Origin of the sequence: Sandarakinorhabdus sp. (genome assembly GCF_032115815.1) — a bacterium.
In the GTDB taxonomy this organism is placed as follows: domain Bacteria; phylum Pseudomonadota; class Alphaproteobacteria; order Sphingomonadales; family Sphingomonadaceae; genus Sandarakinorhabdus.
On the sequence record NZ_JAUMBI010000272.1, the window covers coordinates 1 to 17815 of the forward strand.

Here is a 17815-nt window from a genome sequence, read left to right on the forward strand (position 1 = left end):
TCATCGAAGGGCGTGGGCAACTTACGCAGGCCAGCGATGCCATGCTTGATGAACGCGAACGGGCGATGCGCGACAAATCCTATGTCGCCACCCACCAGATCATGGTGCTGACGCTGTTCGCCTTCTTCCTCTGGTCGATCATCGCCAAGTTCATCGATGGCTGGATGCCGGGGCAGGAACAGGCGCTCGATCTCTTGGCCGGTTTTGCCATCACGTCGCTGGCGCTGCCCGGCATCATCCTCGCTTGGCGCGAACAACCAGTCGACGACCAGGAATAGTCCGCTTCCCGGCCGGGAGGGGCCGGACCGGCAAGAGCCCTGCCGATCCGGCCCAAACCATCAGCCGATTTCCACCAGCATCATGCCGTCGGCAACCTGATCGCCCACCGCGACATGCACCGTCTGCACGGTGCCAGCCACGCGGGCGGTGAGGCGATGCTCCATCTTCATGGCTTCCAGCACCAGCAGGCGATCGCCTTCGGCCACGACCTGGCCGGGCGTCACGTCAACAGCGAGCACGCGGCCCGGCATCGGCGCGATCATGTGGGCATGGCCGCCGCCGGCATCCTTGGTGCGCGGCGGACGGGTGCCCAGGGTCCAGCTCTGGCCCGCAAGGCGCACTTCCACAATGCAGTCGCCCGCCACCACTGTTGCCGGCATCAGTTGGCCGCCCAGATCGATCGACAGGCCGTAAGTGCCAGTGCGGGTCGCGGCGACTTCGCCCACGCCGGCCAGACCGCCGATGCGCCAGCGCGGGCCACCGGCGGCGCGCAGGGTCAGCGCATGGCGTTCCTCCCCCCACCACAGGCGGACATGGGTTTCGGGCGCGACATTCATGCGGAAATTTAGCGTGCCGAACAGCGTTTCGCGCACCTCATCCAGCGGCAGGCCAAGCCCCAACGCGGCGGCGAGCAACACCGGCGCCGGACACAGGCCGGGTGCGGCCAGTTCGGCGGCATGGCGGGCGATGAAACCGGTATCGACCTCGCCGGCACGGAATGCCTTGGTATCGGCGAGCCGCGCCAGGAAAGCTCGGTTGCATTTCAGGCCGGTGACAATAGTGGCATCCAGCGCGCCGACCAGCCGATCAATGGCCTGGGCGCGGGTGGCGCCGTGGGCGATCACCTTGGCGATCATCGGATCATAATCAAGGCCGATGCGGCTGCCGGTTTCAACGCCCGTATCGATGCGCACGCCGGGGCCGGCACCGAATTCGAGGGCGGAAATGGTGCCCGTGGCGGGCAGGAAGCCGCTGTCCGGATCTTCGGCATAGAGCCGCGCTTCCATCGCCCAGCCGTTGACGCTGAGCTCGTCCTGCTTTTTCGGCAGCGGTTCACCGCGGGCGACGCGGATCTGCCATTCCACCAAATCCTCGCCGGTGATGCACTCGGTCACCGGGTGCTCCACCTGCAGGCGGGTGTTCATTTCCATGAAGTAGAAGGCGGGATCACCCGACAGGTCCACCGTGTCGAGATCGAGGATGAACTCCACCGTGCCGGCGCCCTGATAGCCAATGGCATGGGCGGCGGTGACCGCGGCCACGCCCAGCGTATGGCGCAGCTGGTCTGACAGGCCGGGGGCAGGGGCTTCCTCGATCACCTTCTGGTGGCGGCGTTGCAACGAGCAGTCGCGTTCGAACAGGTGGACGGCGTTGCCGTGACTGTCCGCAAACAATTGCACTTCGACGTGGCGCGGGCGCTGGATCAATTTCTCCAGCATCACGCCCGCGTTGCCGAAGGCGGTTTCGCCCTCGCGCTGGGCGGCCATCAGGGCTTCCTGGAGTTCGTCTGCCGATTGCACGGCGCGCATACCCTTGCCGCCACCGCCGGCAACAGCCTTGATCAGCAACGGGAAGCCCACGCCTTCGGCAGCCTTCTGCAGCCGCACCAGTGATTGGTCATTGCCTTGATAGCCGGGCGTTATCGGCACGCCGGCCTTTTTCATCGCGGCCTTGGCGGTATCTTTCAGGGCCATCACCCGCATAGCGCTTTCGGGTGGGCCGATGAAGGTGATGCCAGCCTTTTTCAGTGCCTTGGCGAAATCGGCATTCTCGGAAAGGAAGCCATAGCCGGGGTGAACGGCATCCGCCCCGGTGCGCTTGACGGCTGCAATGATGGCTTCCATGTCGAGATAGGCGCGATCCCCGGCCAGCGGCACGGCCTGGCCGGCCTCGCGCACGAACGGGGCTTGGGCGTCGGCGGCCGAATGCACGGCAACTGTGGCAATGCCCATCCGGTGCGCGGTGCGGATGATGCGGCGGGCGATTTCCCCGCGATTGGCGATCAGGATTTTCTGCATGTCTCTCACTTCGGCGGGCAGCCTTTCGGATCAGCGGTCCAGCCAAACGTCGTCAGCAGCCATTTGCCATCGATCTTGCTCCAGCCGAAACTGTCCACGCCGCAATGGATGCGCTTGCCGTCGATATCCAGCGTGTAGGGCGCCCAAACATGGGCGTAGTCCCGGGTGACGAGGATTTTCGACCGCACAATGCGTTCATCGAACTTGCGCGGCGGGGCATTGCGGAAATTGTCGAACAACTGCTGGCGCGTCATCACGCCGAACTTGGAACCGCCCTCTGGCGGGAAGCGAAGCACCTGGATGGTCAGCGTCGGATGCGTCATCGCCTCTGCGCCATTGGCATCGCCGCTGTTGAGCGCGGCCATGAAGGCGTTGGTGGCGGCCAGCACCTCGTCCTTGGGGGCGGCAGCAGCGGGTGCGGCCAGCAGCAGGGCAATTGCAAACAACGGTTTCATTCGATCACCCATGATGGTTTCCCCTTGCTCAGGAAGGCGGCTATGCCTTCTCGGCCTTCCTCACTCACCCGGCGCGCGGCGATGCGGCGGGCGCTTTCCTCGCGCAGTTCTTCGCTGATTTCGGCGCGTGCGAAATCCAGCGCCAGACGCTTGGCATCGGCCACCGCGCCGGGCGCAGCCTGGCCGATATGCGCCAGCCAGTGCGCCACCACGGCTTCGGCCGCGTCTTCATCAATGGCGGTTTCGTTCACCAAGCCCATGGCCAGGGCTTCGTCAGCCGTGAACGCCTCAGCCGTGAGGAACCAGCGCCGTGCCGCGGCGCCGATCTTTGCCAGCACGAACGGCGAGATGGTCGCGGGCGTCAGGCCCAGTCGCACTTCGGAAAGCCGGAACTGCGTGCCCTCGATCGCCACCGCCATGTCTGCACAGGCGACCAGCCCGACTCCGCCGCCCGTCACATGGCCGTGGGCGACGACGATCACCGGTTTGGGACAATCATTGATGGCGGCGAGCATGTTGGACAGGCCCATCGCATCGGCCTGGTTTTCCGCCTCGCTCCAGCCGGCTGCGGCGCGCATCCAGTCAAGATCGGCGCCAGCCGAGAAGCTCTTGCCAGCACCCGCCAGCACGATCGCGCGCACCTCGCCGGCCTTCCCCAGTCGGGTGAAGGCTTCTTCCAGCGCGGCGATCAGTTCGGCGTTGAAGGCGTTGTGCCGCTCCGGCCGGTTCAGCGTGAGGCGGGCCGTGCCCCAATCATCGAGGGTTTCGTCCAGCATCGCTCATCACATCCGGAACGTGCCGAAGCGGGTTTCCGGCACCGGCTGCTGAAGCGACGCAGCAAGCGACAACGCCACCACGGCGCGGGTGTCTTCCGGTGCGATGATGCCATCGTCCCACAGGCGGGCGCTGGCGTAAAAGGGGTTGCCCTGGGCTTCATACTGGGCGCGGATCGGCGCCTTGAACGCCTCTTCGTCGGCAGCATTCTTGAAGCCGCCGCCCTTCACCGTTGCCAGCACGCTCGCCGCCTGCTCGCCGCCCATCACCGAAATGCGCGCGTTGGGCCACATCCACAGGAAACGAGGGGAATAGGCGCGGCCGCACATGCCATAATTGCCGGCGCCGAAACTGCCGCCGGTCACCACGGTGATCTTCGGCACGGCGGCGCAGGCGACGGCCGTCACCAGCTTGGCGCCATGCTTGGCGATGCCTTCATTTTCGAAGCGGCGGCCGACCATGAAGCCGCTGATATTCTGCAGGAACAGCAGCGGAATGCGGCGCTGGCAGGCCAGTTCGATGAAATGCGCGCCTTTCTGGGCGCTCTCGCTGAAGAGGATGCCATTGTTGGCGATGATGCCGACCGGGTAGCCTTCGATATGGGCAAAGCCGGTCACCAACGTTTCGCCATAGCGCGGCTTGAATTCCTGCAGTTCGGAAGCGTCCACCATCCGGGCGATGATCTCGCGCACGTCCACCGGCACGCGGGTGTCGATGGGGGCGAGCGCGTTCAGTTCGCTGGTATCAAACAGCGGCGGACGGGCCGGGCCACGCGCCACTGCGGGTGCGGCGGGCAGGGTGGCAACGATACGGCGGGCGATGCTCAGCGCATCCTCGTCATTCTCGGCCAGGTGATCGGCGACGCCGGAAATGCGGGTGTGCACATCACCGCCGCCCAGATCCTCGGCGGTCACTTCCTCGCCGGTGGCGGCCTTCACCAGCGGCGGCCCGCCGAGGAAGATCGTGCCCTGGTTTTTCACAATGATCGATTCATCCGCCATCGCCGGCACATAGGCGCCGCCCGCGGTGCAACTGCCCAGCACGGCGGCGATCTGCGGGATGCCATTGGCGCTCATGTTGGCCTGATTGAAGAAGATGCGGCCGAAGTGATCGCGATCAGGGAACACTTCATCCTGCCGGGGCAGGTTGGCGCCGCCACTATCAACCAGATACAGGCAGGGCAGGCCATTCTGCGCGGCGATTTCCTGCGCGCGCAAATGCTTCTTCACGGTGATGGGGTAATAGCTGCCGCCCTTTACCGTGGCATCGTTGGCAACGATCACGCACAACCGTCCCGAAACTTGGCCAACACCGGCGATCAGGCCCGCAGCGGGCACATCCTCGCCATAAACGTCGTGGGCGGCGAACTGGCCGATTTCCAGGAAGGCGCTGTGCGGATCGACCAGTGCTTCCACGCGCTGGCGCGGTAGCAGCTTGCCGCGCGCGACATGTTTTTCGCGGGCGTTGGCGGGCCCGCCCAGCGCGATTCGGGCGGCCTTTTCGCGCAGGTCGGCAACCAACTCGGCCATGGCGGCGGCTGTAGTGCGGGCGGAGGGCGGAAGGGGTTGACCAATGCGCGGCATGGTCGCGGGTATGGCCGATGTTGGCCATGCGCTCAATGGCCAATGCATAAGGGGCAATTCACCGGCCGCTATCGCGGCAAGGCAGCATCTTTTTCGGTGCGAACCCAGCCATCATGGCTGACCCGTACGCCAAAGACCCGCGCCAGCATGTGCTGGCTCAGCACTTCTTTCGGTGGCCCATCGGCGACCAGCGCGCCGCCGGCGATCAACAACAGCCGGTCGCACCGCCGGGCGAGATCAAGATCGTGCAGGGCCATCACCACGCCGGCCCCGCGCGCTGCTTCTGCCGCCAGCAGCGCCATCACGTCGAGCCGGTGGCCGGGATCGAGATTGGCGATCGGTTCATCCAGTAACAGCCAGGTCGGCCGGGCGACCAGCGCGCGCGCCAGCAGCACCCGGGCGCGCTCGCCGGTGGAAAGCTGGTTGACCGGGCGGTCTGCCAGCGCGGACGCGTCACAGGCCGACAGCGCTGCTGCAACGGCGTCCGGATCGGGGGCGGCGGCGGGGCCAAGGCCGAGTTGCACGAGGGTCGCCGCCGTCATCGGCCATACGGCGTCGCGACTGGCCGGCAGCCAGGCCAGGCGGCGAGGGTGCGGGATGAGGGGCTTCCCATCCAGCAGCACGTCGCCCGGCCCGGTTGACAGGCCGGCAAGCGCCTTGAGCAATGTCGTCTTGCCGGCCCCATTGGGGCCGATGATGCCAGTGAACTGGCCCGGCTGCAGTGTCAGGCAGATCGGGGCCAGCATCGGCGGGCGGGCGAGGGCGATTGCCTGCAACATCAGCGGCCCTTGAGGATGAGCGAGAGGAAGAAGGGCGCCCCGATCAGCGCGGTGAGCACGCCGAGTCGCAGATCCAGGCTGGCCGGCACCAGGCGGACGGCAATATCGGCAGCGGTGAGCAGGGCCCCACCAGCCAGAGCGGAAGGCAGGATGGCCGCGCCGGGCCTGTGGCCGACATGGGGGCGAACAAGGTGCGGCACGATCAGGCCGATGAAGCCAATGCTGCCCGCCACAGCAACGCCGGCACCGGTGGCCAGCGCGATCGCCAGCACGACGCGGCCCTGCACCGAGGCGATGCCGACGCCCAGCGATTGCGCCACTTCCTCGCCCAGCGCCAGCGTGTCGAGCGCCGGGCCGGCTCGCACCAGCAGCACTACGCCGACCCCGATCAGCGGCGCGGCCAGCGCCAGTTGCGTCAGGCTGCGATCATTGAGACTTCCCATCAGCCAGAACATCAGATCGTAAAGCGCGAACGGCGAGGGCGCGAGACTGAGCGCCAGGTTGATGGCGACGCCCAGCAGCATCGCCACGGCCACCCCGACCAGCACCAGCCGCGTGGTGCCGGCGCTTTTGCCGGCCAAGGCGAGCAACAGGAGTAACGCCAGCCCTGCACCGGCCAGTCCGCCCAACGCCATGCCGATCACACCGGCCCCGAAGAAGTAACCGGCCAGCACCGCGCCCAGCGCCGCGCCGGATGACGGGCCGAGCACATCGGGCGATGCCAGTGGATTGCGGAACAAGGCTTGCGCCGCTGCGCCCGACGCGCCCAGTCCGGCACCGATGGCCAATGCGAGGCCGGTGCGTGGCAGCCGCAATTCGAGGAACAGGATGCGCGCCAGATCGGGATCGCGTTCCCACAATGCCGCCAGATCGACCGGCCCCAGTGCCAGAGAGGCCAGCGCCAGCATGGCGCAGAGCAGGGCCAGCCGCAGGTTCACGCCGCCAGCGCCTTCTTCAGTCGGGTGATCTCCGCCGGCATCGCCGCGCCGCTGCACAGTAAGGCGCGGCCATCGGCCTCCACCTGCCGCGACGGCAGCCGGCGCAGCGCCGAGTGCTGGCTCCAGGCCTGCGGACCGGACACCTGGCCACGGCGATAGACATTGCGGATCAAGATCGGCGGCGGTTGCACCAGCAATTGTTCAAGACTGATCTGCCCACCGCGCATTTGCTTGATTCCGGCCAGTCGCAGCCAGCTGGCCGCCAGCCCGTCCATCGCCGGGGCCAAACCGCTACCGCCAATCACCAGGCCGGGCTGGGCCGGCGGCGCACTGGCGCCGAGCATCGCCACGTCGCGGGCAAAGGCTTCTCCGGCAGGAGCATTGCCCACTATTCCAGCCACCTGTCGCATCTGCGCGACCACCTGCGCCGGGCTGGTGGGATAAGGCAGGGCGACCAATCTGATGCCCAACCGTCCGGCGAGCGCGCTGGCTTGTGGGTCGTGGCCCATGGTCAATACCAGGTCGGGCTGCTGACCGATGACCTCGCTCAATCGACCGGGGTTGGTTTTCAGACCGCGCGTCCGCGCCGCCAGCGGGCTTTCCTGAACGTCTGCACCCAACCGGCTGATGCTGGCGATCTGGCCCGTGCGGGCAGTGAGGAGGAGATATTCATCCGTGCACAGGTTGAGGCTGACGATGCGGGAAGGGGTGGCGGCGGCGCCCACCCCCATTACCGTCATCCCGGCGAAAGCCGGGACCCAACTCCCTACCTTGGTCACCAGAAGCCACAGTTGGGCGATGGGCCCCGGCTTTCGCCGGGGTGACGCATAGGGTGTGGCCGCTGCCAGCTTCACAGCCGGAACCGAATGCCGCCGTGGGCGGCAAGGCCCGGGCCGCGATAGGCGAATACGTCGATCTGGGTTGCATCGAGCGCGTTCTCGATCCGTGCGGTCAGATCGATGCGCGGAGTGAGGTGCCAGGCGCCGGACAGCGTCACAATCGTGTAGGCCGGCAGGATAACGGGCACGAAGCGGGCGAAATCGGTGTCGCCTCGCGCGCCGGTGATCGCAGCTGCCGCCGACAGATCGAAATCGCTGCTGCTGTAACTCAGCGCAATGCTGCCGCTGTGTCGGGGCCGGCGCACTTCGCGCACCACGGCGGTGCCCGCCGTCTGCTGCTGATTGGCATCGAGCCAGGTATAGCTTGCGGTGAGGCCCAGACCTTCCGCAAGTTCCGCCCGGCCGGCGACTTCGACACCGCGGCGCGTGCTGCGTCCGGTGGCGTTGGCGACACCGGCGATGAAGGTCGTGCTGTTGAAGGTGCCGACGATCTCGTTGGTGAGATTGGCATCGAACAGGGTGACATCAAGGCTGTTGTTGCCCGCGGCCCAGCCGATGCCGGCTTCGACGCTGCGGCTGCGTTCCGGCACCAGATCGGGGTTGCCCTGGAAGGAACCGGGGAAGAAGCCGAACTGATCGAAGAAGGTCGGATCGGCGACGCCGGTGCCAAAGGCGGCGTGCAGGCGGAAATCGCCGATCGGGGCCACCGCATCGAAACGCACCGTGGTGGCATCGGCGAAGCGGTCGTTCATGTCGTGGCGCACGGCGACACCGGCGGCGATGCCGTTGCTGGCGCTCAAACGATATTCGCCAACGAGGCTGGTCTGTCGGCGGCGCTGGCGCTGGTTCGAAGCTGCCTGGGCATTGGCATCGCGGCTGGAAAAGCGCTCGGTTTCAACGTCCAGCGCGCCGGTCAGGCTGTGGGTGAGGTTGCCGCCACGCACCCGGCCGGTCGACTGCAGGCGGAACAGATCTCGCTCGCCATCGCTGCGGTTCTGGAAGGCGCCGGCCCGGCTGTTGATGTTGTCGGCGCGCACACCCATGACGCTGGCGCGGGTTATCCAGTTGCCGCCGAACAGCGCCAGTGCGGCTTCGGCGCGCAAGGCGGTTTGGCGGCTGTTGGTGGCGAGGGGTTCGTCGCGAGGGACCCCGGTGGCGTAGTTGAAGCCGTCAAAACGCGAGGTCGAATCCTGGTGGCGGGCGACGAGCAGCAGGCTCAGTTCAGGGGTTGCCTTCCACGCGATGCGGCCATGGGCAGTGACATTGTCATAACCATCCTTGTCGCCGCCGCTGCGCGCAATGTCGTAACCATCGGTGGACAGGCCGGAGAGTTGTCCGCTGATGCTGATATAGTCGTCGGCCCAGCCAGCACCCGCGCCGCCGCGCACCGTGCCCAGGCTGCCGCCCTGCGCTTCGCCATAGAGCATGGTGCCGCGCACCGGCGCCCGGGTGGTGAGGCTGATGACGCCGCCAATGGCCTGGCTGCCCCACAGCGCCGATTGCGGCCCGCGCAGCACTTCGATGCGTTCGATGCCGTGGCTGAGCAGCGTGTCGATGCGAAACTCGCCGGATGATGCCGGGTCGTTCATCTCGATGCCGTCGATGAAGGTGATGCTGTGATTGGCTTCGGCGCCGCGGATGCGAATTTGCGTTTGTGCCCCCAGTGGCCCGGTCTGGGCGACGGCCACCCCGGGGATGAGGGCAAGATAATCCTTCACCAACGGCAGGCTCAGCGCCTCGATCTGCGGCAGGGTAATCTGGCTGATGCTGATCCCGGTTTCGGCAAGCCGGATGGTGCTGCGGCTGGCGGTAACGGTAAAGGGGGCAGCGGTTTCGGTGACGCGGATCGGCTGTGGAGCCGGATCAGCCGCGGCCAGCTGGCCGGCAAGCGCGAATAGGGGAAGCATGTGACAAAGACCCTTCGTTCGGCGCAAATCGGGCGCGGTTTGACGACACGAAGTCGCCACGAACGAAAGGGCATGCGGCACAAAGCCGTCCCTTCACATCTCACGCACCGCTGGACCCGGCAGGCATGGGGCGACCCCTTCTGGCCAACTGGCCTTCGGGGGAACGGCAGGTCTCCTGGCTTGCGGCTCATGACGTTGATGCTTCGCCTTCCCGGGTTGCCCCAGTGGCATGTGAAGCATCAACTGGCCGCTTACAGTTGCGGGCACAGCGCCGGACTTGAGGTTTCCCCCGCACCGGCTTCCCTATTCTCCCGCCGGTCAGGGCGGGCACCGTTCGGAGTGGTGGTTACGCCTGTTGCAATCGGGCGGTCAAGCCGCTATGCGGCCGGTTCATTTTCTCAGGCCCGGTCGGAACCGGTCCGCAGCCAAGGAAACGATCATGAAGTCCGGCATCCATCCCCAGTACCACACCATCACCGTCAAGATGACCGATGGCACCACCTACCAGACCCGCACGACCTGGGGGAAGGAAGGGGACACGATGAACCTGGAAATCGATCCGACCAGCCACCCGGCGTGGACCGGCGGCACCGGCCGCATGCTCGATGCCGGCGGCCAGGTGGCGCGCTTCAACAAGCGCTTTGCCAGCTTCGGTCTCGGCAAGAAATAAGCCTCAACATCAGGCTGATATGAAAAGGGCGGTCCGCACGGGCCGCCCTTTCTCGTTTCAGCCCGTTACCATTGCCTTGGCCGCGGCGTAATCCGCCTTGCCGTTGGGGGCGCGCGGCACTTTCGTCACGATGTGCACCGTCTTGGGCGTCTTGTAGCCGGCGAGATGCTGGCGGACGTGGGCGCGCAATTCCTCTGCATCCACGGCGGCATGGGCTTCCACAACTGCTGTCACACACTGGCCCCATTTTTCATCGGGCAGGCCGAACACCAGCGCATCATCGATGGCAGCGTGGGTTTTCAGCACTTCCTCCACCTCTTCGGGGAACACCTTCTCGCCGCCGGTGTTGATGCACTGGCTGCCACGGCCCAGAAGCGTGAAGCTGCCATCCGCCTCGATGATGGCGAAATCGCCGGGAATGGAATAGCGCTTGCCGTCAATCTCCGGGAAGGTGGCGGCGCTCTTCACCGGATCTTTCCAGTAACCGCGCGGGATCAGCCCGCCGCGCGCGATGCGGCCCATGGTGCCGGATGGCACGGGCTTCATGTCGTCGCCGATGATCAACGTGTTGCCATCGGCCATGAACTTGGTGGCAGCGCCGGCATTGTCCTTGGTCTGGGCGGCGGCACCAAGGCCGAGGCCTTCGGAACTGCCAAGCGAATCCACGATCATCAGATTGGGCGCATGGCCAAGCAGCCCGGCCTTCACTTCGGGCGACCACATGGTGCCCGACGAGATCATGATCTCCACCGTGCCGATGCTGCCGATGCCGGCGTCCAGCGCCTTCAGGATCGGCCGGGCAAAGGCATCGCCGACGATCACGACATAATCGCAAGCCTCAGCCGCGCAGGTGGTGGTGGCCTCACCCGGATCGAAATTTGCGCCGGGCAGGGTGACAAGCGTGCCGCCGCGGCAGAGCGTGCCCAGTGCGACGATGAGCCCGGTGCCGTGCATCAGCGGCGGCAGGATCAGCGCCTTGCGGCGACCCGTCCCGGCCTGCAGATCAGCGGTGAGGGCCGCCCGGTCATGAGTCACCGCCGGGTCAATCCCAGGGTTCATCAGGCCCCACAGCGCCGCCTGATCCCACATCACGCCTTTCGGCAGGCCGGTGGTGCCGCCAGTGTAGATGAACAGCATGTCGGTGGGTTGATGATCTTGCGGCGGCAGGCTGTGGCCGGCGCTGGCGGCGGTCTCGAAATCCTGTGCAAAGGCCGGGGTGTCGCCTCCCAGCTGGATCCACACCTTGGTGGGCAATCGGCTGCGGATGGAATCGACCAGCGGCGCGAATTCGGCATCATAGACGCACACGGCGGCATCGCTGTTGTCGAGGATGTACCACAGCTCTTCGCCGGTGTAGCGATAGTTGACGTTCACATGCACCAGCCGCGCCCGCAGGCAGGCGATCATGGCTTCGGCATATTCGGCGCTGTTGCGCATGAGGAGTGCACAGCGATCGCCGGCAACGGCACCACCTGCCAGCATTGCGGCGGCCAGGCTGGCGCTGCGCTGGGCGACTTCGCCCCAACTGCGCCGCGTGTCGCCATGAACAAGTGCCGGCCGTGCCGGATCCAGCGTGGCGACGACCGTATCGATGATTGCACCAAAGCTCAGCTCTTGCGGCATGTCTCGTTCTCCCCGCCGGCCAATCTAGGGCAGCAGGGCGTATGCGACAGCCTCCCTTATGGAAGGGGAGTTGAAGGGCTCAGGTGTCGGGCTGCAACAGCTTGTGCAGGTGGACGACGACATATTTCATCGTTGCATCATCCACCGTGCGCTGGGCGGCAGAGCGCCAGGCCGTCTCCGCGCTCTTGAAATCAGGGAAAACCCCCACGACGTCGAGATTGGCCGGGTCGATGAAATCGACGCCCTGCGGATCGGCCACGCGGCCACCAAAGACGAGATGCAATTTGCTCATGCGCGGCGTCTAACCGCAGACTCATCTACGCGCCAGTGGCGCCTTGTGCATACTCGCCCTGCAGCCGTTGCATGGTGGCGGCAAACCAGGTCTCGAATTCCGGCCCCGCCCATGCGCGGTGATTGCCCACCCGGTAGCACTCGGCATTGCGCATGTAGAATTCGGCGTTGATGCGATTGGGCAAGCGGTTGTTGCGGCTGGCGATCACCTTGGCCGGGCTGCCGACGACGATGCTGTTCTCCGGCGCTTCGAAGCGATCCTTCAGATAGGCATGCTGGCCGACGATGGAGCCGCTGCCCACCACAGCGCCATTATACACGGTGGCGTTGATGCCGATCAGGCAGTGATCGCCCACCTGGCAGCCGTGCAGCGTCACGTGATGGGTCACACTGGTGTAGGCGCCCACCACCACCGGCTTGCCCGGATCGGTGTGGATCATCACGAAATCCTGGATATTGGCGCCTTCGTGGATTTCGACATGCGCGGTTTCGGCGCGGATCACGGCGTTGCACCAGATGCTGGCATGCGGCCCGATGGAGACATGGCCATAGATCTGGGCCGATGGGTGCACGAAGGCGGTGGGATGAATGTCGATCCGGCTGGTCATGTCGCCCCGCTTGCTATTTCGCGTTCACCGCCAAGCCGCTGTTGTTGACGCTCTTCACCTTGCGGCGACGCTCTTCGCGTTGGCACTCTTCATGAACGTCACCAGCGCATCAAAACCGTTCCGGGTGATGTAACTGGCAAAATCCGCTTCCTGGGTGAGCGACAGGTTGACGCCTGCCACCACCAGATTGTTGACCATGAGCTTCCCGCCATCGGATTTCACCTGCCAGATTGTATCAATCGGCTGCGCGCCGGGGCGGGTGACTCGGGTATAGACTTCGGTGAACGGCCCGCGCCCCAGCGTGCGCTGCACCTGCACCTTTGCGTCTGCATAATCATAGAGCCGATCCGCATAGGCATTCAGCACGAACTCCGGGAAGGCCGCACGGTAGGAATCCAGCTGGGCAGGAGTCAGCGCCGACTTCTGGCGACGGATCAGGCGCATGCCGATATCATCCAGCGCGACATTCTTCGTCAGAATGGCGCGGAATTTCGCCCGCGCAGCGGCCTTGCTCAGCGATTTGTCGCGCAGCACACCAAAGCCTTCGCCGATCATGCCTTCGATGAAGGGTCGGGCAGCCGGATCGCCGGGATTGGCCGCAGTGGCCGCGCCAACCTGAGCGGCAGCGGGAACGGCGGGCAGGGCAGCGGCCAACGCGGCTGCAATCAGGATCAGATGTTTCATGGCCGGCAGCTGTGGCAGGGCAATGCTGAACCCAGCATCAACGGCTGGTCAGACGCCGCGCCAGTGCGCCCAGGCTGCGCTTTTCAGCCGTGCTGGTCGGGAACAACAGGGCCAGCGCAGCGCCGGCGGCAATACCGGCCAGAATGGCAATCACCGGATTGTCCTGCACCAGCGCGCGGGCATCGTCGCCCACGTCGCCGTCCGTGGCGGCTGCAGTCAGCGCGCTGTCTTCATAATCGCTGTAATCTTCCAGATCATGGCCCAGATCGAGTTCTGCCTTGGAAATGCGGTTGCCGGCATAGAGCGCCAGGCCAATGGCGGCGACGGCTGCACCAGTGGCCACCGGGTGCGCCTTCACCACGTTGCCCGCATCGCGGGCCAGATCGCTGCCGCGCGCCTTCACCACGCTCAATGCCTCGTCAACCATGCGGCGCGGCGTCAGACGGTCAGCCAGGCTGTTCACCTCTTCCACCAGCGATGCGCCGGCATCATCGGCCGCGCGGGCCAGGTCCTCGATGGTGGCGGTCTCGGTCATGGGCGGGGCTCCTTGGCTTGCGGCGCCTTGCGGTTGGTCTTGGTGGTGAAACGATCGATCTGCAGCTGCAATGTGGCCATGGAACGGCGCGGCGCAAGATCAATTGCCGCCAAGCGCGACAGGCCGTGCCTGGCCAGCGCCCACGCCGCAACGGCGCTCACCAGCGCAACGATCACGCAGGCTGCCACCGGGCCAACCAGTTGCGCCAGCGCCAGCACGGCGGCGACCAGCACAAGGGTCAGTGCGGTGAACAACAGGCCCGTCGCCGCCAGCAGCATCAGCAGCGGCGCCCGCAAGGCCCCGGCGTTGGCGCGCAGTTCTGCCGCCGTCAGCCGCGACAGATTCTGCATCAGCAGCAGAAAACCGCCAACCAGATGCCGCGCCTGGGCTGCAAGGCCGCCACCAAGGCCCATCAATCGCGCGCCGCCTTCAGCATGCGGCCGGCCAGAAAGCCCACCGCAATGGCAATACCCACGGCTGCCGCCGGCTGCGACCGCACCAGTGCGCGGCCATCTTCGACCAGTTCCTCCACCGATTTTTCGGCCAGCGCATCGGCAATGGCATCGATATTGTCCGTCGCTTCGCCCACCAGCTTCGAAACCGGCGCTGCCCCTTCCGGCAGATTTTCCACCAGCAGGTCAGCCAGGGATTTCAGCCCGCGTACCTGCCCCACCAGGCTGTCACGTGCATCTTCCACAAAGGAGATCAGCCGATTGCGCGCAAAATCCAGCAGGCCGTCAAACCCGCTGCTGCGTGGCGCAGCGACGCCAAGGTTGTTGTCGTCGTCGTTCCAGTCGCTGGCGTCGATCGGAAGGGGGTCAGTCATCGGGCCATCCACATCAGGTCATGCTTGCCCGCACGGGCTCACCTCTCTATCTGGCGTGGCGAACGCCGCTGCGCAAGCGGGCAGCTTCACCTATGCCAGACGGGACCCCAGGCCATGACCGCAATCATCGATATTCACGCCCGCGAAATTCTCGACAGCCGCGGCAATCCCACTGTTGAGGTTGACGTTGTCCTGGAAGATGGCAGCACCGGCCGCGCGGCCGTGCCGTCGGGCGCGTCCACCGGTGCGCATGAAGCGGTGGAACTGCGCGATGGCGACAAGGGGCGCTATCTGGGCAAGGGCGTACTCAAGGCCGTCGCGGCCGTGAATGGCGAGATTTACGACGCGCTGGCCGGCATGGAAGCGGAGGAGCAGGGCGCAGTTGACGCGGCCATGATCGAGCTCGATGGCACCGCCAACAAGGGCCGGCTCGGCGCCAACGCCATTCTGGGTGTGAGCCTTGCCGTTGCCAAGGCCGCGGCCGATTCGCGCGGGCTGCCGCTCCATCGCTATGTTGGCGGCGTTTCGGCGCGGTTGTTGCCGGTGCCGATGATGAACATCATCAACGGCGGCGCCCATGCCGATAACCCGATCGACGTGCAGGAATTCATGGTGATGCCGGTGGGCGCCAGCAGCATCGCCGAAGCGGTGCGCTGGGGTGCCGAAATCTTCCACACGCTGAAGAGCGAACTGAAGGCGCAGGGCCACAACACGGCGGTGGGCGATGAAGGGGGCTTTGCGCCGAACCTCAATGGCACTCGTGCTGCGCTCGATTTCGTCATGGCCGCCGTTGAAAAGGCCGGCTTCAAGCCCGGTGACAACGTGATGCTGGCGCTGGACGCGGCTGCCACCGAGTTTTTCAAGGATGGCGCCTATCACCTGCATGGCGAAGGCCTGACCCTGACTCCGGCACAGATGAGCGATTACTGGGCCGCCCTGTGCGCCGATTATCCGATCCTCTCCATCGAGGACGGCATGAGCGAAGACGATATGGACGGCTGGAAGATCCTCACCGACCAGCTGGGCGGCCGTGTGCAACTGGTGGGCGACGATCTGTTCGTCACCAATCCGGCGCGGCTGGGGCAGGGCATCAAGGATGGCCTGGCCAATGCATTGCTGGTCAAGGTCAACCAGATCGGCACGCTCACCGAAACGCTGGCAGCCGTCGATCTGGCCCACCGCAACCGCTATCGCAGTGTGATGTCGCACCGTTCGGGCGAAACCGAAGATGCCACCATCGCTGATCTGGCGGTCGCCTGCGGCTGCGGCCAGATCAAGACCGGCAGCCTCGCCCGTTCCGACCGGTTGGCCAAATACAACCAGTTGATCCGCATCGAGGAAGAACTGGGTTCGGATGCCGTTTACGCCGGACGGTCGGTGTTGCGCTGAGGTTGCTCCGTCGCCGGGGCGGCCTTATCCATTGCTCCGTGCGTCGCCTGCTTTTGATCCTGTGCCTGTTGTGGGCTGCTCCGTTGTGGGCGGCGCGTATCATCGCGCTGGAAAGCCAACCGGGCCGGGTGATCATCACCGCCGATGGGCCGTTGCCGGCGGCGCAGGCCTTTGCACTGAGCGACCCGTTCCGGCTGGTGGTCGATTTTGTTGGCGTCGTCCAACCCGGCCTCTCGGCGCCGGGCAGCAACAGTGTTTCCACCCTGCGCGCCGCCATGTTCGCCCCCGGCACGGCGCGACTGGTGATCGATCTGAAAGCGCCGGTGATCATCCGGGAGGCGCGGGCGCAGGGCAACCAGGTCACGCTGCTGCTGGAACGCGCGCCGCCCGATGTGTTTGCGGCCGCCGTGGCGCGCGGCCGGCGGCCTTTGCCGCTGCTGCGCAGTGACGGCCCGCCACCACCGCCCACCCCGGCGACAGGCAGCTTCAGCCTGCCGACCGATTTTGGCCGTCCGCGCCCCGCTCCAGACAAGCCGGAACCCGTGCCTGAAAAGCCTGTTGCCGACGTGGCTGCTGAGAAACCGGCGGTTTCTTCGCCCCAGCCGCCTGCAGAACCGGCTGCCACCAGGAGCAGCGTAAAATCCCGATCAGGCGGCAAGCCCCTCGTGGTGATCGATGCTGGCCATGGCGGCAAGGATGTTGGCGCCATCGCGGTGACCGGTGGGTATGAGAAGGACATCACTCTCGCCATCGCCCGAGAGGCGGCCCGAATCCTGCGGGAGCGCGGCCGGGTGCGGGTGAAGCTGACCCGCGATGAAGACCGGTTCATCCCCTTGGGCGGCCGGGTCCGCATCGCCCGCGACGCCCGCGCCGATCTGTTCATTTCCATCCATGCCGACAGTGCGGCCAACGATCAGGCCCGCGGGGCCTCGGTTTATACGCTGTCGGCCGTGGCCAGCGATGCCATCGCCGAACGCCTCGCGGCCCGCGAAAACAAGGCGGATATCATCGGCGGGGTCAATCTGGGTGTGGAGGCGCCGGAAGTGGGGGAGATCATGGTCGATCTCGCCCGGCGCGCCACCAACAATGTTTCGGTACAGTTTGCCGAAACCCTGCAGGATGGGCTGGAAAGCGAAGAGGTCGGCTTTCGCGGCGAGTTCCACCACTTCGCGGCCTTTGCCGTGCTGAAGGCCCCGGATGTGCCCTCGGTTCTGCTGGAATCGGGCTATGTCACCAACAAGGCTGATGCCGAACGTCTGTTCTCCGGCGAGGGCCGCCGCCGTCTGGCACGCGGCATCGCACGCGCCATCGAACGCCACCTGACCGGCAAGTGACTTCCCAGCGTCGCTTGCCGTCGCTATCGCTTGCAGCCGTGACCCGCAATCGTCTTCTCTTGCTGATCGGCTTGCCTTTGCTGCTGGCCAGTTTCTTCTATTGGCAGGCGACCAAGGGCCTGCCCAGCGAGGCCGAACTGGCCAGCTTCACGCCAGCATTGCCATCGACCGTGCGCGACGTGGATGGCCGGATCGTCACCAGTTACACCCGCGAACGCCGCATTTTCGTGCCCTATGCCGAACTGCCGCCGCGTCTGGTGCAGGCCTATATTGCCGCTGAAGA

The 17815-nt window shown here is 65.8% G+C and carries 20 protein-coding genes and 1 riboswitch; of the genes, 5 read left to right on the plus strand and 15 right to left on the minus strand.

Annotation, left to right across the window (positions count from 1 at the left end; all coding sequences use genetic code 11):
• The coding region (locus RT662_RS15585; protein ID WP_313671606.1) for a hypothetical protein at positions 1 to 278 on the plus strand (278 nt) is incomplete at its 5' end.
• Between the two features lie 60 nt (positions 279 to 338).
• Here the strand turns inward: RT662_RS15585 and RT662_RS15590 are convergent.
• The 8 genes from RT662_RS15590 to RT662_RS15625 form a co-directional block, all read right to left on the minus strand.
• Positions 339 to 2297, minus strand: coding sequence for an acetyl/propionyl/methylcrotonyl-CoA carboxylase subunit alpha (locus RT662_RS15590; RefSeq protein WP_313671607.1), 1959 nt, complete (start codon positions 2295 to 2297; stop codon positions 339 to 341).
• Positions 2298 to 2302: 5 nt separating this feature from the next.
• A complete protein-coding gene (locus RT662_RS15595; RefSeq protein WP_313671608.1) occupies positions 2303 to 2752 on the minus strand; it encodes a DUF4440 domain-containing protein in 450 nt (149 codons plus the stop codon).
• A complete protein-coding gene (locus RT662_RS15600; protein WP_313671609.1) occupies positions 2749 to 3528 on the minus strand; it encodes an enoyl-CoA hydratase-related protein in 780 nt (259 codons plus the stop codon). The genes RT662_RS15595 and RT662_RS15600 overlap by 4 nt, the downstream gene beginning before the upstream one ends.
• A 6-nt stretch (positions 3529 to 3534) precedes the next feature.
• Positions 3535 to 5055: a carboxyl transferase domain-containing protein gene (locus RT662_RS15605; RefSeq protein ID WP_313671610.1), complete on the minus strand. Its 1521-nt coding sequence runs from the start codon at positions 5053 to 5055 to the stop codon at positions 3535 to 3537.
• Between the two features lie 122 nt (positions 5056 to 5177).
• Positions 5178 to 5888, minus strand: a complete 711-nt coding sequence (locus RT662_RS15610; protein WP_313671611.1) for an ABC transporter ATP-binding protein — start codon at positions 5886 to 5888, stop codon at positions 5178 to 5180.
• A complete protein-coding gene (locus RT662_RS15615; RefSeq protein ID WP_313671612.1) occupies positions 5888 to 6826 on the minus strand; it encodes an iron ABC transporter permease in 939 nt (312 codons plus the stop codon). Before RT662_RS15615 ends, RT662_RS15610 begins: the two co-directional genes overlap by 1 nt.
• Positions 6823 to 7566, minus strand: a complete 744-nt coding sequence (locus RT662_RS15620) for a hypothetical protein (RefSeq protein ID WP_313671613.1) — start codon at positions 7564 to 7566, stop codon at positions 6823 to 6825. Before RT662_RS15620 ends, RT662_RS15615 begins: the two co-directional genes overlap by 4 nt.
• Before the next feature lie 110 nt (positions 7567 to 7676).
• Positions 7677 to 9572 carry a TonB-dependent receptor domain-containing protein gene (locus RT662_RS15625; protein ID WP_313671614.1) on the minus strand — a complete coding sequence of 632 codons (1896 nt, stop codon included), beginning with the start codon at positions 9570 to 9572 and terminating at the stop codon, positions 7677 to 7679.
• Positions 9573 to 9719: 147 nt separating this feature from the next.
• A riboswitch (cobalamin riboswitch) is annotated at positions 9720 to 9922 on the minus strand.
• An 89-nt stretch (positions 9923 to 10011) separates the two neighbouring features.
• Between RT662_RS15625 and rpmE the strand changes: the two genes are divergently transcribed.
• Positions 10012 to 10242, plus strand: coding sequence for a 50S ribosomal protein L31 (gene rpmE / locus RT662_RS15630; RefSeq protein WP_026090916.1), 231 nt, complete (start codon positions 10012 to 10014; stop codon positions 10240 to 10242).
• 57 nt (positions 10243 to 10299) lie between these two features.
• Here the strand turns inward: rpmE and RT662_RS15635 are convergent, their stop codons facing one another.
• The 7 genes from RT662_RS15635 to RT662_RS15665 form a co-directional block, all read right to left on the minus strand.
• Positions 10300 to 11865, minus strand: coding sequence for an AMP-binding protein (locus tag RT662_RS15635; protein WP_313671615.1), 1566 nt, complete (start codon positions 11863 to 11865; stop codon positions 10300 to 10302).
• Between the two features lie 79 nt (positions 11866 to 11944).
• Positions 11945 to 12157 carry a DUF4170 domain-containing protein gene (locus tag RT662_RS15640; protein WP_313671616.1) on the minus strand — a complete coding sequence of 71 codons (213 nt, stop codon included), beginning with the start codon at positions 12155 to 12157 and terminating at the stop codon, positions 11945 to 11947.
• Between the two features lie 25 nt (positions 12158 to 12182).
• Positions 12183 to 12764: a gamma carbonic anhydrase family protein gene (locus tag RT662_RS15645; protein WP_313671617.1), complete on the minus strand. Its 582-nt coding sequence runs from the start codon at positions 12762 to 12764 to the stop codon at positions 12183 to 12185.
• Positions 12765 to 12818: 54 nt separating this feature from the next.
• A complete protein-coding gene (locus tag RT662_RS15650) occupies positions 12819 to 13448 on the minus strand; it encodes an ABC transporter substrate-binding protein (RefSeq protein WP_313671618.1) in 630 nt (209 codons plus the stop codon).
• Positions 13449 to 13485: 37 nt separating this feature from the next.
• Positions 13486 to 13983: a hypothetical protein gene (locus RT662_RS15655; protein ID WP_313671619.1), complete on the minus strand. Its 498-nt coding sequence runs from the start codon at positions 13981 to 13983 to the stop codon at positions 13486 to 13488.
• On the minus strand, positions 13980 to 14396 hold the full coding sequence (locus RT662_RS15660; protein ID WP_313671620.1) for a phage holin family protein: 417 nt from the start codon (positions 14394 to 14396) through the stop codon (positions 13980 to 13982). The genes RT662_RS15655 and RT662_RS15660 overlap by 4 nt, the downstream gene beginning before the upstream one ends.
• Positions 14396 to 14809, minus strand: coding sequence for a hypothetical protein (locus RT662_RS15665; protein WP_313671621.1), 414 nt, complete (start codon positions 14807 to 14809; stop codon positions 14396 to 14398). Before RT662_RS15665 ends, RT662_RS15660 begins: the two co-directional genes overlap by 1 nt.
• 114 nt (positions 14810 to 14923) lie before the next feature.
• Here RT662_RS15665 and eno point away from each other — a divergent pair, with 114 nt between their 5' ends.
• From eno to RT662_RS15680, 3 genes are all read left to right on the plus strand, one after another.
• Positions 14924 to 16198 (plus strand): phosphopyruvate hydratase, encoded by a 1275-nt coding sequence (eno, locus tag RT662_RS15670; RefSeq protein WP_313671622.1) that lies wholly within the window; start codon positions 14924 to 14926, stop codon positions 16196 to 16198.
• Positions 16199 to 16236: 38 nt separating this feature from the next.
• The gene (locus RT662_RS15675) at positions 16237 to 17532 is read left to right on the plus strand and encodes an N-acetylmuramoyl-L-alanine amidase (protein WP_313671623.1); all 1296 of its coding nucleotides are present in this window, start codon (positions 16237 to 16239) and stop codon (positions 17530 to 17532) included.
• Between the two features lie 38 nt (positions 17533 to 17570).
• Positions 17571 to 17815, plus strand: a 245-nt coding sequence (locus RT662_RS15680; protein ID WP_313671624.1) for a hypothetical protein, incomplete at its 3' end; no start/stop codon positions are given.

What these genes read in the sequence shown, in the direction of transcription:
- RT662_RS15645 (WP_313671617.1), bottom strand. Translation starts at nt 12,764, where the DNA reads ATGACCAGCCGGATCGACATTCATCCCACCGCCTTCGTGCACCCATCG.
- rpmE (WP_026090916.1), top strand. Translation starts at nt 10,012, where the DNA reads ATGAAGTCCGGCATCCATCCCCAGTACCACACCATCACCGTCAAGATG.
- RT662_RS15605 (WP_313671610.1), bottom strand. Translation starts at nt 5,055, where the DNA reads ATGGCCGAGTTGGTTGCCGACCTGCGCGAAAAGGCCGCCCGAATCGCG.
- RT662_RS15665 (WP_313671621.1), bottom strand. Translation starts at nt 14,809, where the DNA reads ATGACTGACCCCCTTCCGATCGACGCCAGCGACTGGAACGACGACGAC.
- RT662_RS15625 (WP_313671614.1), bottom strand. Translation starts at nt 9,572, where the DNA reads ATGCTTCCCCTATTCGCGCTTGCCGGCCAGCTGGCCGCGGCTGATCCG.
- eno (WP_313671622.1), top strand. Translation starts at nt 14,924, where the DNA reads ATGACCGCAATCATCGATATTCACGCCCGCGAAATTCTCGACAGCCGC.
- RT662_RS15620 (WP_313671613.1), bottom strand. Translation starts at nt 7,566, where the DNA reads ATGACGGTAATGGGGGTGGGCGCCGCCGCCACCCCTTCCCGCATCGTC.
- RT662_RS15595 (WP_313671608.1), bottom strand. Translation starts at nt 2,752, where the DNA reads ATGAAACCGTTGTTTGCAATTGCCCTGCTGCTGGCCGCACCCGCTGCT.
- RT662_RS15640 (WP_313671616.1), bottom strand. Translation starts at nt 12,157, where the DNA reads ATGAGCAAATTGCATCTCGTCTTTGGTGGCCGCGTGGCCGATCCGCAG.
- RT662_RS15610 (WP_313671611.1), bottom strand. Translation starts at nt 5,888, where the DNA reads ATGTTGCAGGCAATCGCCCTCGCCCGCCCGCCGATGCTGGCCCCGATC.
- RT662_RS15635 (WP_313671615.1), bottom strand. Translation starts at nt 11,865, where the DNA reads ATGCCGCAAGAGCTGAGCTTTGGTGCAATCATCGATACGGTCGTCGCC.
- RT662_RS15650 (WP_313671618.1), bottom strand. Translation starts at nt 13,448, where the DNA reads ATGAAACATCTGATCCTGATTGCAGCCGCGTTGGCCGCTGCCCTGCCC.
- RT662_RS15660 (WP_313671620.1), bottom strand. Translation starts at nt 14,396, where the DNA reads ATGGGCCTTGGTGGCGGCCTTGCAGCCCAGGCGCGGCATCTGGTTGGC.
- RT662_RS15655 (WP_313671619.1), bottom strand. Translation starts at nt 13,983, where the DNA reads ATGACCGAGACCGCCACCATCGAGGACCTGGCCCGCGCGGCCGATGAT.
- RT662_RS15600 (WP_313671609.1), bottom strand. Translation starts at nt 3,528, where the DNA reads ATGCTGGACGAAACCCTCGATGATTGGGGCACGGCCCGCCTCACGCTG.
- RT662_RS15590 (WP_313671607.1), bottom strand. Translation starts at nt 2,297, where the DNA reads ATGCAGAAAATCCTGATCGCCAATCGCGGGGAAATCGCCCGCCGCATC.